At 32.6% G+C, this 15,615-nt stretch carries 22 protein-coding genes; 12 read left to right on the top strand and 10 right to left on the bottom strand.

Annotated features, from left to right (window positions below; translation table 11 throughout):
* Window positions 1-29 precede the first annotated feature (29 nt).
* The 3 genes from NPIRD3C_RS05675 to NPIRD3C_RS05685 are packed head-to-tail and all read left to right on the top strand — an operon-like array spanning window position 30 to window position 2,053.
* Window positions 30-440 carry a CoA-binding protein gene (locus NPIRD3C_RS05675; protein ID WP_182126911.1) on the top strand — a complete coding sequence of 137 codons (411 nt, stop codon included), beginning with the start codon at window positions 30-32 and terminating at the stop codon, window positions 438-440.
* 1 nt (window position 441) lies between these two features.
* Window positions 442-807 (top strand): hypothetical protein, encoded by a 366-nt coding sequence (locus NPIRD3C_RS05680; protein WP_148703230.1) that lies wholly within the window; start codon window positions 442-444, stop codon window positions 805-807.
* 34 nt (window positions 808-841) lie between these two features.
* Complete coding sequence (locus NPIRD3C_RS05685; RefSeq protein WP_148703231.1) at window positions 842-2,053, top strand: redox-regulated ATPase YchF; 1,212 nt, start codon at window positions 842-844, stop codon at window positions 2,051-2,053.
* A gap of 1 nt (window position 2,054) precedes the next feature.
* Here the strand turns inward: NPIRD3C_RS05685 and NPIRD3C_RS05690 are convergent, their stop codons facing one another.
* The 3 genes from NPIRD3C_RS05690 to NPIRD3C_RS05700 form a co-directional block, all read right to left on the bottom strand.
* The gene (locus tag NPIRD3C_RS05690) at window positions 2,055-2,240 is read right to left on the bottom strand and encodes a hypothetical protein (RefSeq protein WP_148703232.1); all 186 of its coding nucleotides are present in this window, start codon (window positions 2,238-2,240) and stop codon (window positions 2,055-2,057) included.
* A complete protein-coding gene (locus NPIRD3C_RS05695) occupies window positions 2,233-3,144 on the bottom strand; it encodes a transcription initiation factor IIB (RefSeq protein WP_148703233.1) in 912 nt (303 codons plus the stop codon). Before NPIRD3C_RS05695 ends, NPIRD3C_RS05690 begins: the two co-directional genes overlap by 8 nt.
* Before the next feature lie 212 nt (window positions 3,145-3,356).
* A complete protein-coding gene (locus NPIRD3C_RS05700) occupies window positions 3,357-3,587 on the bottom strand; it encodes a hypothetical protein (RefSeq protein WP_148703234.1) in 231 nt (76 codons plus the stop codon).
* A 289-nt stretch (window positions 3,588-3,876) separates the two neighbouring features.
* On the opposite strand from NPIRD3C_RS05700, the gene NPIRD3C_RS05705 reads away from it, so the two are divergent.
* The 3 genes from NPIRD3C_RS05705 to NPIRD3C_RS05715 are packed head-to-tail and all read left to right on the top strand — an operon-like array spanning window position 3,877 to window position 6,076.
* Complete coding sequence (locus tag NPIRD3C_RS05705) at window positions 3,877-4,239, top strand: hypothetical protein (protein WP_148703235.1); 363 nt, start codon at window positions 3,877-3,879, stop codon at window positions 4,237-4,239.
* Between the two features lie 29 nt (window positions 4,240-4,268).
* A complete protein-coding gene (locus tag NPIRD3C_RS05710; RefSeq protein WP_237087613.1) occupies window positions 4,269-4,688 on the top strand; it encodes an SRPBCC family protein in 420 nt (139 codons plus the stop codon).
* Between the two features lie 53 nt (window positions 4,689-4,741).
* Entirely contained in the window at window positions 4,742-6,076 is a 1,335-nt protein-coding gene (locus tag NPIRD3C_RS05715; protein ID WP_148703237.1) for a phytoene desaturase family protein, read from the top strand.
* Between the two features lies 1 nt (window position 6,077).
* Here the strand turns inward: NPIRD3C_RS05715 and NPIRD3C_RS05720 are convergent, their stop codons facing one another.
* On the bottom strand, window positions 6,078-6,920 hold the full coding sequence (locus NPIRD3C_RS05720; protein WP_148703238.1) for a cobalamin B12-binding domain-containing protein: 843 nt from the start codon (window positions 6,918-6,920) through the stop codon (window positions 6,078-6,080).
* A 183-nt stretch (window positions 6,921-7,103) separates the two neighbouring features.
* On the opposite strand from NPIRD3C_RS05720, the gene NPIRD3C_RS05725 reads away from it, so the two are divergent.
* Entirely contained in the window at window positions 7,104-8,471 is a 1,368-nt protein-coding gene (locus NPIRD3C_RS05725) for an NAD(P)H-binding protein (RefSeq protein ID WP_148704149.1), read from the top strand.
* A 2-nt stretch (window positions 8,472-8,473) separates the two neighbouring features.
* Here NPIRD3C_RS05725 and NPIRD3C_RS05730 read toward each other — a convergent pair whose 3' ends face one another.
* Window positions 8,474-9,394: a cobalamin-binding protein gene (locus NPIRD3C_RS05730; RefSeq protein WP_148703239.1), complete on the bottom strand. Its 921-nt coding sequence runs from the start codon at window positions 9,392-9,394 to the stop codon at window positions 8,474-8,476.
* 53 nt (window positions 9,395-9,447) lie between these two features.
* Here NPIRD3C_RS05730 and NPIRD3C_RS11110 point away from each other — a divergent pair, with 53 nt between their 5' ends.
* Both NPIRD3C_RS11110 and NPIRD3C_RS05740 read left to right on the top strand, forming a co-directional pair.
* Entirely contained in the window at window positions 9,448-9,549 is a 102-nt protein-coding gene (locus NPIRD3C_RS11110) for a zinc-ribbon domain-containing protein (protein WP_160272878.1), read from the top strand.
* Window positions 9,550-9,618: 69 nt separating this feature from the next.
* Complete coding sequence (locus NPIRD3C_RS05740) at window positions 9,619-10,776, top strand: Nre family DNA repair protein (protein ID WP_148703241.1); 1,158 nt, start codon at window positions 9,619-9,621, stop codon at window positions 10,774-10,776.
* Between the two features lie 2 nt (window positions 10,777-10,778).
* Here the strand turns inward: NPIRD3C_RS05740 and NPIRD3C_RS05745 are convergent, their stop codons facing one another.
* The gene (locus NPIRD3C_RS05745) at window positions 10,779-11,306 is read right to left on the bottom strand and encodes a DUF1722 domain-containing protein (RefSeq protein ID WP_425338871.1); all 528 of its coding nucleotides are present in this window, start codon (window positions 11,304-11,306) and stop codon (window positions 10,779-10,781) included.
* A gap of 135 nt (window positions 11,307-11,441) precedes the next feature.
* On the opposite strand from NPIRD3C_RS05745, the gene NPIRD3C_RS05750 reads away from it, so the two are divergent.
* The 3 genes from NPIRD3C_RS05750 to NPIRD3C_RS05760 all read left to right on the top strand — a co-directional run bounded on the left by NPIRD3C_RS05750 (window position 11,442) and on the right by NPIRD3C_RS05760 (window position 13,985).
* On the top strand, window positions 11,442-12,338 hold the full coding sequence (locus NPIRD3C_RS05750) for a peptidase (protein WP_148703242.1): 897 nt from the start codon (window positions 11,442-11,444) through the stop codon (window positions 12,336-12,338).
* A gap of 73 nt (window positions 12,339-12,411) precedes the next feature.
* A complete protein-coding gene (locus NPIRD3C_RS05755; RefSeq protein WP_148703243.1) occupies window positions 12,412-13,161 on the top strand; it encodes a DUF432 domain-containing protein in 750 nt (249 codons plus the stop codon).
* A complete protein-coding gene (locus NPIRD3C_RS05760; RefSeq protein WP_148703244.1) occupies window positions 13,161-13,985 on the top strand; it encodes a mechanosensitive ion channel family protein in 825 nt (274 codons plus the stop codon). The genes NPIRD3C_RS05755 and NPIRD3C_RS05760 overlap by 1 nt, the downstream gene beginning before the upstream one ends.
* Before the next feature lie 7 nt (window positions 13,986-13,992).
* On the opposite strand, the gene NPIRD3C_RS05765 is transcribed toward NPIRD3C_RS05760, so the two are convergent.
* The 4 genes from NPIRD3C_RS05765 to NPIRD3C_RS05780 all read right to left on the bottom strand — a co-directional run bounded on the left by NPIRD3C_RS05765 (window position 13,993) and on the right by NPIRD3C_RS05780 (window position 15,607).
* Entirely contained in the window at window positions 13,993-14,274 is a 282-nt protein-coding gene (locus NPIRD3C_RS05765) for a hypothetical protein (RefSeq protein ID WP_148703245.1), read from the bottom strand.
* Window positions 14,275-14,373: 99 nt separating this feature from the next.
* Window positions 14,374-14,991, bottom strand: coding sequence for a hypothetical protein (locus tag NPIRD3C_RS05770; protein ID WP_237087614.1), 618 nt, complete (start codon window positions 14,989-14,991; stop codon window positions 14,374-14,376).
* Between the two features lie 57 nt (window positions 14,992-15,048).
* Window positions 15,049-15,411: a hypothetical protein gene (locus NPIRD3C_RS05775; RefSeq protein ID WP_148703247.1), complete on the bottom strand. Its 363-nt coding sequence runs from the start codon at window positions 15,409-15,411 to the stop codon at window positions 15,049-15,051.
* 10 nt (window positions 15,412-15,421) lie between these two features.
* Window positions 15,422-15,607, bottom strand: coding sequence for a hypothetical protein (locus NPIRD3C_RS05780; RefSeq protein ID WP_148703248.1), 186 nt, complete (start codon window positions 15,605-15,607; stop codon window positions 15,422-15,424).
* Window positions 15,608-15,615 lie beyond the last annotated feature (8 nt).

Raw genomic sequence — 15,615 nt, forward strand, 5'->3', positions numbered from 1 at the left:
ATTATATTCCTCACCTTCTTTTGATCTATATGGAACGAGACGATCATACGGATGAAGAAATTCGAGATATCTTATCTCTAAAAAAAGTTGCCGTAATTGGAATGTCAAAAAATTCATCAAAGGCAGCACATTATGTACCCCGATATCTGTCTGAAAATGGCTTTGATGTAAAGCCTGTGAATCCTACTGCTGATGAAATACTAGGAAAGCAATGCTATGATTCTATTTCTCAAATTGATGAAGAAATTGATATTGTAGATATTTTTCGCCCATCAGAGGACGTTTTGTCATTTGTTCAAGAGGCAATTAAGAAAAGACCTAAAGTTATTTGGCTTCAAGAGGGAATTCATAATCCTGAAGCTGAAGAATTAGCTAGAAACGAAGGAATTGATGTTGTTTTTAACAGATGTATGTTGGCAGAACATCAGAGATTGAGTTAGTATGGAAAACTTTGAGAATTTTTATCAGGATATACTTGATTTGGCAAAAAAATATGAGGCAAAAAATATTCCAATAAAGATTGAAAGGGATTTGGAAAATGATATCATCAAAATATTTGGAGAGAAAATTACATCTTTAGCAAGAGCAAAAAATGGTCTTAGTGATGTGAGTGAATTATCATATACCACTGCAGAACATCACCCATATTGGAATTTATTGTATAATTGCTCCGAAATTGCAACGAGTCTTCTTGAAAAATGGAAAGATTCCCTTTCAGAAGAAGATTTGGGTGATATTGAGTGGGCATTAAAAGAATTGACTCAATCTCTTGAACAAATTAAAAATAAAAATCTGATTGATTCCTAGGCAGAGATAAATATTCTGAGATGAAAAATATTGCATGCCTATCAGGCTTGGATTAATTGGTAAAACCAATACTGGAAAAACCACTTTTTTTAATTCTGCCACTTTATCTTCAGAAGAAATCTCGTCATATCCATTTACTACTAAATCTCCTGTTTCTGGAGTATCAAATGCAATTACTCTTTGTGTTCACCCTGAATTTAACATACAAGATAACCCAAATAATTCAAAATGTGTTGACGGATGGCGATACATCCCAATAGAACTAATCGATCTTCCAGGATTGATAAAGGATGCTTGGAAAGGAAAGGGTCTAGGAAATCAATTTCTATCAATTGCTGCACAATCTGATGCATTACTTCATGTTGTTGATGCTTCTGGAGGAATTGATTCAACAGGTAAGATTAGTGAGGTTGGTACTGGAGATCCAATTTCAGATTTTGCAGATATTGAAGAAGAATTAATCATGTGGTATCATAAAATTCTAGAAGGAAACAGAGAAAAAATATCAAAGTTGGTTAATTCTGGTTCTGAATTTGTAGATGTTGTAACTGATCTTTATCGTGGAATAGGTGTAAACAAATCACATGTAAAAGATTCACTTGTAGCAACCGGTCTTGAAGAAAAGAACTTTGATGATTTTGATATGACTGATACAAAAATATTTGCTTCCTATCTAAGAAAAATCTCCAAGCCTACATTGATTGTTGCAAATAAAATTGACGTTGAAGGCGCAGACGCAAATTTTGTTAGATTACGAGAGCGCTATAATGACTCTATTGTAATTCCTGTAAGTGGTGACAGTGAATTTAGTCTTAGACGCGCTGAACAAAAGGGATTGATAAAATATTCTCCAGGTTCAGAACAATTTGAGATTCTAAAACCTGATGAATTAAATGAAAAGCAAATCAACGCTTTGAATTTTATCAAAAAAGGGATTATGGGTGAATACATGCGTACTGGTGTTCAATTTGCTATTAATGTGGCAGTATTCAAATTACTCAAAATGAATTCAATATATCCTGTTGCAGATGAAACAAAACTTGCTGACAAAAAAGGAAGAATTCTACCTGACTTGATTCTTCTTAAAGATGGGGCAACAATTAATGATCTTGCAAAGGAAATACATACTGATTTGACAAAAGGTCTTCTTTATGGCAAGGACTTGAGATATAATCTTAGATTGCCTGTTGACTATCAACTAAGAGACAGAGATGTTGTGTCTCTAGTTAGTGCTGCAAAAAAATAAACTAGACCTTTTTTTTACTTCGTGGCTTTGTTCTAAGTACTGCTTTACAACAAATGCATCTAGGATCATCAATTGCCAAAAATATCCCACAAAATGTACATCTTTTTTGTCCTATCTCGTATCTAATTTTATTTGGTGCTGGTCCTGCCTTGTGCATCTCACAAATACCTCTACATGTTCTACCCATTAATTTCACCTCCAACTTTTTTCAAAATTTCCTTTGTTCTGTCTCTAATTGTAACTGCACTAATTCCAGATACTTTGGAAATTTTTAATTGAGAAACCTTCTCGCCATTTTTAATTGATGCAAGGTATGTGGCTGCTGCTGCCATGGCCATTGGGTTTTTACTTGCCGAAACCCTATTTTTTGCTGAAACATCTAAAATTCTAAATGCAAGTCTTTCTGATTTTTCAGAAATACCTACCGCTTTTGCAATTCTTGTAACAAATTCTGTTGGGTGATAAATTTCAGGAGTTAAATCTAATTCCCTAGCAAGATATCTGTATGTTCTCTGAATGCTTTTTTTGCTCACATTACCTGCATTAGCAATATCTTGTAATGTTCTCGGCGTGTTTGTCATTCTACATGTAATGTATACTGCAGCACAGAGAATTCCTGCAGTTGATCTACCTGCGAGGATTTTTTTTGCAGCAATTTTTCTAAATAAATAGGCGGTTTGCTCTATAACTGATTCTGGAAGTCCAAGTTTTGCACTTACTCCATCTAGCATTGTGAATGCCTTTTGGAATGATTTAACAGAATTTGCTGATCTGCTATTTCTATCCCACATTCTTAGTCGGTAAAACATTCTACGATTTTCACTTGATAAACCCCTTCCAGTTGAATCCCTGTCCTTAGATTCAATAATGGTTGATAATCCCATATCTATCATTTTTAGAGAAATTTTTCTACCCACTCTGGTATTATTTTGATAATCTTCACTTGTCATGCCGACACTTTCAGGACCACTGTCTACTGATCTTTCAGATAATACAGCTCCGCAATTGATACATGCAATTTCTCCTGTGTGTAAGTCTGTAATGACTTTATTTTTTTTGCAAGTCTTTTGATGTACAAGTTTAGTCAACATTTTATTCTCTCCTTAAAAGTACTCCACATTCTTCACATGAGATTCCGAATTCATGGAAATCAATATTTGAATTGCCACAATTAATACAAATTCTGATTTCGTTATTCTTAATTTTCAAATTATTACTTTGCTCATGAATTATCTGTTTACTCATGAATCAATTTGGTTCTTACTTTATTTAAGAGGGCAAAAATAATTTCTCTAGTGCCAACCTACTCTACATACATTTGACGTTTGTATCCTAATAAAATTAAAGTAATTCCTAATATCACTACTCCTAATGAAATTTTTTCAGATGTGATTTCTGGTGATGTAAAAAAATGATGCACAAAGTCTGGACCCCAAATTATCAAATTTTGAATTGGAATTATGGCTGCAGAAATTAAAAAGATAACTCCAAAAGCTGTTAAAACATTTGGTTTGTATGATTTAAATGAAAACATTTTTGATCCTATGATATATACACTATTGTTGCAAAAATTTGTGAATCAGTAATAGAATTTTTTCTTAAAATTTTTCTAAATAACTCTTGCCTAGTTTCCATGACCTCTGCATATGTATGCTCTAGATGTTCTTGTTTCATAATAAACCTAAGACGTTAGACTATTTTAGTAGTCAAAAATTTCAATTCTAGTGCTAATTTATGGGTACTTTTACCTACTAAAAATTTTCTTTTGGCACTATGAATATTTTTTCATTCTTATTATATATTATAATTTTGCAAGGCTATGTATGCCACATATTGTATTTGATAAAAGAATTGATCTAAATGATTTCTCAAATAAATTTGATCCAATATTTCAAAAAGAACCTACATTAATTAAAATTTCAACTATTTTTGTTGATAAGAATGGATTAACTGCCTTGCTTCCCACAATTGTTATTTCTGATATTCATCAGGAATTTTTAATTGAAATTTCTACAAGAAAAGAAAAAACTACAATAAGACTATACCCTGCTACTGATCCTGAAAAAACTGATGGTGTTAAAACTTCGATGGCATTACTTGCAAAGCAAATAATTTCTTACTATTCTGATTTTAAAGTTACAAAAACTAATCTTTCTGATTATCTAAAACTGGTTGTGGTAAATTGAATAATTTTACATTAAAGCGCCATTCTGTATTGTCTCAAGAACAAATTTTTGCAATTAGTACTGATGTGAAAAACTTTCATCTAATAATGCCTGATTATTTTAAATCTTTAGATATAATTAAACAAAACAATAATGAGAAAATTGTTTATGAGAAAATTTCATTTCTAGGAATTCCTATGAAAATTAAAACTAGACATGTTATTAAACATCCAAACATCCATGAAGTTCATATCTTCTCAGGCCCAACAAAAGGAACTAGATTTATAGAATCCTATGTTAAATCTGGTAATGGCACAATTGTTACTATTGATGTTCATTTGAACTTTAATGGGATTTTAAAATTATTTTCGTTTCTCAAAAGTTTTGTTGCAAAAAAAATGAGTCAGACCATGGATGACTTTATCATATCTGCTGAAAAATTTCATTTATCTGGTACAATTCAAAGTTAGCACTATTTTGTAATTTTATCCCTAGATAAATACCAAAAGCCAATAATTTGATCATGAAGAGCAGTGTTATTGTTATCGGTGCTGGTGTTGGAGGTTTGACAACCGGTGCTTTGCTTGCCAAAGAAGGTTATTCAGTACATATTCTTGAGAAATCATCAAAATTAGGTGGTAGAACTGCTTCTTTAGTATACAAAAATCACATCCTGGATAATGGTTTTCACATCATGCCTTTTTACAAAAAATCTGCAATTTTTAGCGTTTTGAAAAAAATTGGAATTGACTCTAGACTAAAACTTGCCACTGTCAATAACATTGCTTTTCATTCTGATTCTGGCTTTCACAAATATCCTAAGGGTATGCTAGATTTACTCCAACTATCTTTAATTCCGCTAAAAAGTAGAATTCGTTTATTGAAGTTATTATTACCTATGGCATTTACTTCAATTGAAAAAACTGAAGAATGGGATGAAAAGTCTTTAACCGATATTACTGAAAAACTTGATTCTGATACCAAAGCATTTTTTGAGGCAGTCTGTATGTTAGCATTTGCTGATACTGCTGATCACATTTCGTTAGGTGAATTCGCAAGAACAATAATTCGAGCGAATCCATTCAAAGGCGGAACTAGTGAATTTGCTTACCCCGATGAAGGTGGGTATGATTCTATTTCTCAAGTTTTAGGTGATTATATTTTGGAGCAAAACGGAATAATTGAAACAAATCAATCTGTCAAAAAAGTTGTCATTGAAAATTCCAAAGCCATTGGTGTAATTACAGGTAATGAAAAATTTTATCCTGCTGATTGTGTTGTCATTTCGTATCCTGCCTATATGGCTTTAAATCAATTATTTGATGATGGTGTAATTGATAGGAAGTTTATTGAAAAAATTAATCGCCTAGATAAAAAAACTGCTGTCGTTGAAGTTCATTTTGCATTAAATTCAAAAATTGATAATAAGCAAGTTGTATTTCCTGTAGGTAACCACTATACAACTAAAGGGATATTTTTTATTTCAAATATTACTCCAACTGTATCTCCCCACGGGGAACATTTGATTATTGCAGGAACTCCTGTAAATCCTTCTGTGGCAGATAACTCTGAAAAAATTAGAGATATTGTAAGTACTATGAAAAAAGAAATCTCTTCAATTTATCCTAATTTTACCTCTTCATTATTATGGGAGCGACCAATGGCTTGGAAATTAGTCGAATCTGTTGTAAAAGAACCTGGAATGGTCTGGAAATCCAAAATGCCCCATCAAATACCTGACATAGAAGGGCTATTTTTTGTGGGTGACTCAACAATTAGTTATGGAATTGGGACTGATTCTGCAGCACACAGCTCAATTCTATGTTATCCAAAAATTGAATCATTTCTTAAGACTTAAACTATATTTTTCTTAGAATTTTTGGGACTTGTTCAAGGCCACAATCTGGAATTACTTCTCCTGCAAATTTAGGAATTTTTTCGCCTCTAAGTGCGTACCCTCCAATCAAAACTGGTATGTTTATGTGATCCTTAATTTTTTTAACAAGTCTTTGACCTGCTGAAAGATTATCTTCAAGTGTAATTGATATCATAACTATGTCTGGTTTATTATTGTCAATAAAGTTAAGAATTGATTCAGTTGGCATTGATACTCCCATATTGTAAATTTTAAATCCCTTAATTGATAGATAGGTCTCTAGAACATCACAACCAAGGTGATGCTCTTCCCCTTGTGGTATGCAAATGAGAATTTTTTTCTTATTGGCTGAACCCGTAATTTTATCCATGATAATTTTTACTAATGTCTGTGCAACATTGCTTGCTACGTGTTCTGTGGCTATACTGATTTTTCCAGTTGCCCACTCATCTCCAATTCTGTACATTGTAGGTTTTAAAATTTTATCAAAAAAATCTGGTGCATTAAAAATTTTAGTGTACTCATCATATGTTTTTACAGAGTCATGAATATTTCCCTCTGTTAATTTTTTGTATAATTGTTGTTTTGATTTTTTTGTGGCGTCTTCTCTTTTTTTGACATCTTTTGGATTGTATGATGCTAATACTGATAATACCTTTGGATCATTTCTATAATCTACTGGAATGTCGTCTTTCACTACATCTGATGCCTTTCCAAGATACTTTACAATTTCTTGTTTTGAAGTACTTTTTTTAGAATCCCATACGCTTTTTACCAGATACAAATATTGATCTGATTTTACTTTCTTGGCTCTGATGTAAACCATACTTTGTGTCTAATGTTTGGATATATAACTAATGGTAATTATAATTGCTAGTGGTAATTTACAATTTCCCACCCTTAGGTTTTTGCATGCACATACATGATGTTACCACTAGTAGTGTAGTTAACACTAGTTTAAATAATTTAGATCTATGAGAAAATTGTGACATCTAATAAAAACACAAAGATGACTTCTAAAGCGGCACTACAGGAATCACCATTTTCAATCTTAGTTACAGGCGCAACTGGATTCATAGGCTCCAGATTGATTTCCGAACTATCTTCTTCTGGATACACTGTAAAGGGGTTGAGTAGAAAAAAAATTTCTGATACAAAAAATGTAAAGTATGTTCAAGCTGATGTTTTTGATCCTAAACAACTGCTACATGCACTAGATGGTGTTGAAATTGCGTATTATCTACTCCATTCTATGGAGGGTAGTAAAGATGAGTGGCAGGAATTTGCATCTAGGGAAAAGATTCAAGCTGAAAATTTTCTTAAAGCTGCAACACAGGTTGGAGTCAAAAGAATAATCTATCTTGGAGGATTGGTTCATGAGGGCTCAGATTTATCTCCACATATGAAAAGTAGAAAACAAGTTGGACAAATTCTTGCATCTGGTGATATTCCAGTTACTGAACTGAGGGCATCTATAATTATTGGTGCAAAGGGTGGCTCATATGCAATGCTTCGATACTTGGTTGAACGATTAAGAATCATGGTTTGCCCCTCTTGGGTAAAATCTCTAGCACAACCAATAGCTGTTGATGATGTAGTACATTATTTGGCTGAATGTATTACAAAATCTGAAACAGTAGGAAAAATATTTGAAATTGGCGGTCCTGACAAAATGACCTATGAGGAGTTAATGCGTGTATATGCTGCATACCTTAACAAAAATTTGTTTGTTATTCAAATCCCATTTTTGACTACTAGATTGTCTTCTTATTGGGTTGATCTAATAACTCCAGTAAAAGCATCATTGGCTAGACCCTTGATTGATAGTCTGGTTCATGACACTGTGGTTACGGATGATTCAATAACAAAAATTATTCCACTTCGTTTGAAATCTGTTCGTGAGTCAATTGATATCGCAACAAAAGAGATGAAATCCTCCCCCCCTAAAATTGAATCCAAAACTGAAAAAACTAATTTTAAAATTAATCAAAAAATTATCCAAACCTCACTAATTGCACTTGGAATAATTGGCACCACCTACTATTGGTTAGATGACCGTGCAGATGTGTATGATCCACTATGGATACTTGCATCTGTTGTATGGTTTACTGTGATTGTTCTTTCAATTGTAACTATTAGAAACAAAACCAGGTTGGGATATATGATGGCTGGTGTGCTATCTTGGGTTACCCTTGCCTTTTGGCTTTTTGATAACTATTATGTTGTCTTTGGGATCTCACTTATTGCATCTACGCCAAATGAATTAATTACTATTAGAAATTTTATTGGTATTGCAGTTGCATCCATCACTGTGATTGCATCTCATAATCTATTTCACAAAGTAATGATCTATCAAGCAAAAGGAAAGCCTATTTGATTTTATTCTATTTTAGAAAAAGAATTTTCTGAAACTATCGTCTTTTGAAATTCATTTGGGTGTATAATTTTTGCAAGAATTTCAATTCCTTCAATTGTACGTATGCTAGGTTTGCTAAAAAAAGAATTTGCGTCAACTGCAAAAACTTTGTTGTTTTTTACGGCATCAATATTTAGCCATGCCTGATTTTTTGCCAGAATCGATTTGTATTCTAAAACTGTTCGCTTGACATCAAACCCACAAGGCATGAGAATTATTATGTCTGGATTACTTTCTTTAACCTCTTCAAAACTCATCCGTCTAGAGTGCTCTCCTGCTCTACTTATCAAATTTCTACCTCCTGCAATTTTGATCATTTCTGGAATCCAGTGACCTGCTGTAAAAAATGGATCAAGCCATTCTAATGCCAAAACTTTTGATGATTTGTCTTTTACTCTATTTTTGATTTTTTGAATTCTTTTTTTCAAAGACTCTAAAATCTCTTGTGCTTTCACTTCTCTTCCTAAAACAATTCCTATCTCTCTTACTGACTCAAATATTTCTTCTAAATTGTGAGGATCCATTGAATACACTGATGGTTTTTTCTCAAGAATTTTGATGGCTTTGTTCACTTGATTGGTGTAAGCTGCACAAACAGAGCATGTTTCTTGTGTAATTATTATATCTGGGTTTGCATCAATTAGATTTTTTTCATTTAATTCAAAAATGTCTTTTTTATCATTGAGTAACTGGCAAGTTATAGTATTGATCTGGCTACTTGTTAATTTTTCAGAATCTATTACTGAATTGATTACTTTTGGCTTAAGAGACGCTTCAGTTGGAAATTTGCACTCATGTGTTACTCCGTAGAGATCTTCCTGAGCCCCTAACTCATAAATTAATTCTGTAGCACTTGGCAAAAACGACACAATTCTTTTTTCCATCTGCAAATCCTATGTGTATAAGTTCTTAAATTCAATTATGCACTATTATGTGTATGAAACCACAATCGTGTAGAAATTGCGGGAAAGAGCTATGGGAAAACCAAACCATTTGTCCCAAATGTGGGAGAGAAAGAGAACAAGAAAATCCTGAATAATTTGCATTTACACATTGTCAATTTCTATGATTCATCAAGTTATTAGACACAACCTATGCATAATTTTTGATGTCTTCTAATTCTCAGGATATACGACGTTCCATTTTAACAAAGTGGCATGAAACATTATCAAGATACGGAAATCTATTTTCTTCTGATTCAATTAGTGGTACAAGCCCTCCGTCTGTGTTTGTAGGTTCGTACAATTATCCCAAAGTCTTTGTAGGTCCAATGGTTCCTCCAATTCATGGAGATACAAGTTTACTTGATTCACCTGAAAAATGGAAAGGCAAATCTCTGGAAGAAATTGTAAATTTTCGATTAAATTTAATTCGTGGGACCCAAAAAATACCTATTGATAAAACTGAAGGTCGTTACATAGAGAGTCTTCAAGAAGTAACAATGTCTTCAAAACCAACTGATTCAGATTTAATTTTCCAAAAATCTGTTTCTTCAAACATTTCTTTGGATGGTGAAAGTGCACCTTTTGGTCCTACTGGTGAGATAAAATCTGCAAAATTTTCTGGAACATCATCTGTGAAAACCATTGAAAAAACATTCTATGATAAGGATCTTAAGGCCCAAGATGCTGTTTTAAATTTATACAATTCTGGAATTGATATTTCAAAAATTCAAAAGTGCTTTAGTATTGGAATGTTAGGCCAAAGACGTAAACTTGTCCCTACCAAATGGAGCATCACTGCAACTGATGATATTATTGCATCCTCTCTGGTTGAAGATGTATTGGATTACGGGTTGATTGATTCTTGCAAAGTTTTTTCATATGATCATCTTGGAAATCATTTTGCTGTTGTTTTATTCCCTCATAGGTGGATTTATGAAATGATTGAAGCCTGGTATTCTAATGGTGTTATGGGATTTGGTTCTGATCATGAGGATGCACGTGGAATCAATCATCCTCCTGCTATAGCAGGTGCTTATTTTGCAGCAAAATTAGGCGTACTTGAATATCTCCACATACATGAAATTCAGTCCGGCGTGGTGATTCTAAGAGAAATTAGACCTGAATATGCTATTCCTGTTGGTGTTTGGCAGGTACGTGAAGGTATCCGGGAAGCAATGAAGAGAAAGCCCTTAGTTGTAAACAATTTTGATGATGCTCTAACATTGGCCTCAAATAAGATGAGTATTAGTAAATCTGAATGGTTGTCTCATGGCAATATTTCAAAATTAATGCGACAAAAAACACTCTCAGATTTTTTCTAGCTCTATTTCTGTGATAACATTTGAAAGAAATTTCCTAGTTGATTATCTGCATACAAGAGAAAATATGTTTGATTTGCAAGATATGTAGTGTTGAATCTATAGGTGATTGGATTAATCTCAGATAATATTTTTCCAACCGTGATCTTACCTTCTCTAAATTGATTTAATAATTTGAAAAATAATTCCTTTTCAGAGACATTGAATTTTTTTGAAAAATACCCAAAAATATGCATTATAGCATTTGCATGCGATTTGGTTGTTGGTGGTTTTTCTAACGCTTTTCTAAGGTGCTTTTCATATTCTGACATAATCTCTGATAATGAAACTTTTTTGTAACTTGCAACAATGTTCCCTAAAATTTTTAATTCATTTTGATCATGAACCATAAGCATGTATTTGTTCATGGCTTGAAATGTTACCAGATTACTGATCTTTCCTTTTTTCACATCATCGAATCTTTTTAAGACATATTCTTTGATATCCTCTTCAGACAGTATTGACATGTCAGTTTTCTCTTGATTTTTGTTCACTTGTATGGATCATTTTTTTTTGGATATAAACCAGAATTGCTTGAATTCAAATTACCACTAGATTTTGCCTTGTATTTTTGGCACTAGAAGAACATTTAGCACCAGCTTATATATCATAACTGAAAATAGATGTTAATGAAAATAGCATTAACTGCAATGACTGCAATAATACTAGTAGCATTAACATCATCAGCATATGCCGACGTTCCATCTTGGGTCAAAACCAATGCAGGTTGGTGGGCCGATGGCACCCTATCAGAATCTGAATTTGTTTCAGGCATAGAGTTTTTGATTAATGCTGGAATCATCACAGTTGCGCCAACAACCGTCTCCACTCAAAGCTCAGAAGGAGTTCCCGACTGGGTAAAAAACACCGCAGGTTGGTGGGCAGAGGGAATAATCACTGATGGTGAATTTGTAAATGGAATCCAACACCTTATTTCCATAGGATTAATTTCTGTGGATTCAAGCCAAACTCAGGAAGATATCTCGTCTGTAGAAAAAACATCCGACACAGAGTTGTCAATGTTTGAAAAGGAACTTGAAAAATGTTCTGAGATTACAAAGGCATACAAAAGATTAGACTGTGAAAAACCTATCAAGAAAGCAATTCAGCTTTACGAATACAAAAAGACTGCACAAAAGTTTGAAGTAGGTCCGATAATTTACTATTGGCAAGGAATGGGTACTGAAGGAAGTGAATTTGAAATTACTCCTACAGGACAGGCAATTCTAACTATACGTATGCTAGCTGAAAATACTAGTTCTGATATTGTTGCGTTGAATTGTACTAGTCCCCAGATATGTAACTATGATGTTTGGGATGGCTCAACTGCATTCAAGTATTCTGGTATGGACTTTACCAGCGGTCAAATCAACATTAATCCTGGAGACACTAGAGAATTCAATATGTTATTTGGTCCTAACATAGGATATGGTGGAACTCAGTTTCTATATGATCCATCATTGACATATCACTTTAGAATAAGTGAGAACTTTGGAAGTACAAATGTCCTATTAGAATTGGAATAGGATTTTCCTTTCTTTTTTATTTAATCACAAAAACCCAAGAGCATAAATTCTAGATTATTGGAACAAAACCACCTTGAGTGAAGAATCTTCTGACTTTGCAAAATATGGCTCTTATGAAATCACTGATTCTTTGAATCTTACATTCCCTGGTACTGAAATCAAGATTAGAAAAGTTGGGAATAATGTCTTTTCCTATGCTAGAAATGACTCTGAAGATAATTTTGTGGAAAAATTAATTCCCACTAAATCTGAAAAACTCAAAATTGAAATTACACCTATACGCCCCTTGAATTTTCCTGCGCGTCGCACAAATTATGTATATTTAGAACTTGAAACTCCAATTTTTCTACATGAGGGGTCTTCTGCAGCAGTTTTTGTTAGATGCCCTATTGAAATAGGCGTATATTATATCCATGAAACTCATGAAAATTCTTTGGATTGCTTTACTTGTGATTCATTTAATGCTCGATTTTGTCTATATGGGTCTCCTGAATCTGGGACTTTGTGCAAATATTACAAATCTGAAATTGTTGAATCTTATGAGGATTCTGTCCCTTATGTTAATGGAGTTTTACAGATTTCCTTGAATAACCATTTACAAAAAGGAGTTAGTATTGGAAAAATTGTTTTTCCAATTTCTGATAATTCCATTTACTATAAAGGCTCTAGGGCAATAATTGATTCAATAACTGCTGAATTGAAGAAAAAATTAACCATTGAAATTATTGATATACAACCAAAATCAATTGAAACAAATTGGAAAAAATCACCTACATACGAAAAAATTGAAACTGCAAAACGGATGGACATGGGTGTTGATTAATGGTGTTTGAATTTCTACAAAGTTTTGATGCAATTGAAATCACAGGTGGGTTGACGTTACTTAATTTGTTAATGGGTGGAATAATAATGGCTGTTGGCCTTATTATTGCAAGAACTATAAAATTACTTTTTACAAAATACTATGCACCAAAACTACCTCAGGACTCTGCAAAAAATTTAGGAAAATTAATCTATTTTGGAATAATCATTCTTTCATTTTTAGTTTTTACTTCTTCAACGGGAGTTGATTTATCTGGATTACTTGTTGCAGGTGGAATATTTGGAATTGTAATTGGTTTTGCAACTCAATCAGTTGTAGCCAATTTAATCTCTGGAATATTTTTGATGATTGAAAAACCTGTAAAACAAGGAGATAAAATTGAAATTCCTGGTACAGATGTAAATGGAACCTTATTAGATATTAGTACGTTTTCTGTTCGCGTTAAAAGATTTGATGGAACAATTATACGTGTTCCAAATGAATCCTTTTTTACATCTAATATTAGATCCCTCAGTTCTACCCCTGTTCGTAGATCTGAGGCTATTGTTGGAATTGCATACAAAGAAGATATTGATGGGGCAATCTCTGTTTTGCAAAAACATATTCGTAAGGCGCTTCCATATGTTTTGACCTTTCCTGAACCTGAATTTAGAATTAAAGAGTTGGCAGATTCAAGCGTAAACATAGAGATTTTAGTTTGGCATCCCAGAGATGATTGGGACCAAGTGGGCCCAAAATTACTGAAAGCTGCTAAAAATGCATTAGATACTGCTGGAATTGAAATCCCATTCCCACAAAGAGTTGTTTGGCAAGGAAAAGAATAAAATTTCTTTATACTTTTTTTACAGCCATCTGTTTTTTGTTTTGTCTTTTCTTAATTAGACTAAACATTATCATTCCAACATTGACAATTGAAATTATTTCAATTAGGTCTACTCCGTACAAAAACCAATCAATTACTGGATGCACTCTTGATATCATGCCTGCCTCCAACATCATATCTGCATTCCATACCATATGTGGAATTTGAATAAATTGAATAATTGCAATTACAATTACACTTCCAAGAATTTTATTTTCATACCAATTCCAAAATTTGTTCCATGCATTCATAATAATAATTTATTTTTGCATGTATTAAACAACACGAAAATTAGATGTAACTAATTAGACTGTACTAATTTTTTTGTGCCCAATTTTTTAAAAATTAGCTTAAGCTTTTCTTTTTCTTTTGTAAATTAACAATCCAATAAGAACTAATGATGAAAAAATAATTCCAATCAAAATACTAATTGAAATATAATCATTTACAAAAAATTTTGTTTCAATCCAAGATTTAGGCAACAAAATAAACATGTCCTCTACAGAAAAATCTTCAATTGTCCCAACTGCTAAACTATATTTTCCACTCTGATTTTTTTCATCTGTTACGATGATGAAATATTTTCCATTAGCTGGTATCTCTGTTTTTAATTCTTGTCTTTCCCAATAAGTGACTTGACCAAATGGTTCATAGAATTCGGTTCCAGGAAAATCTTTTTCGTAAATTACTTTCTTTGTAATAGAATCATTTTCACTCATTAATACAAGAGTTGGTGCATAATTCTCCAGCCCTTCAATTTTTGGAACAACAATACTTGCATAAAATGAATCACCTTTTTTTGCATCAAATGTGTAAAATTTTGCCTCATTTACACCTAAATTTTCATAAATTGCCCATGAAATCTTATGATCTGGAATGTCAAGTGCAGATTCAAAATCTCTGTGAGAATCATCATGACTAATCAATTTATGGGCATAAGCTTGATTTGTTAAAAGGATTGCCAACACAACTAGCAAAATTGTACTTTTCATAAAACCATTGATTTTTGAATCACACATATTTTTTTAAAAAACATTGGTGATTTTTTTCAATTTTTTTAAATCTTTTATTTCAATATCATTACTGAGTGTCACTATTTTAGCTAATTTTGGGTTAGCTTCTTTTCCAAGTTTAAGTACTGTATCTCCTTTTAATTTTATTTCCAAAGTAATGCCTTCATGTTTGAGTTTTTTTGCAAGATCCTTTGCTTCTGATAATTGTTTTATTATTCCTGGCTTTCTTGAAATTTTTATTGGAATATCTACAATATCAATAATTTTGGAACTATTGTTGCATGAAAAACTAACTGCAGGTTTATTGTCCCATTTTACACTAAGACTTCCATTTGTTAGTGATGATAAAAAATTCGAAGGGAGATTATTTTTCATTCACTCCACCTCATTTTGCAGTAATTGTCAGTCTACCTTTTAGGGAAACCGTACCTGTTGGAACTACTTTGCCATTTTTCTCAACCTTGCCTTTCATCTCAAGATCATCAAAATCATAAGTGATTGAGGCATGTTTTTCAGTAAGTTTATCAAAAACTTCTGCAAGCAAATTTGCCCATTCTTGTTCTTCGGCCATAAATTATT

Source organism: Nitrosopumilus piranensis, from assembly GCF_000875775.1.
Classification (GTDB): Archaea; Thermoproteota; Nitrososphaeria; order Nitrososphaerales; family Nitrosopumilaceae; genus Nitrosopumilus; species Nitrosopumilus piranensis.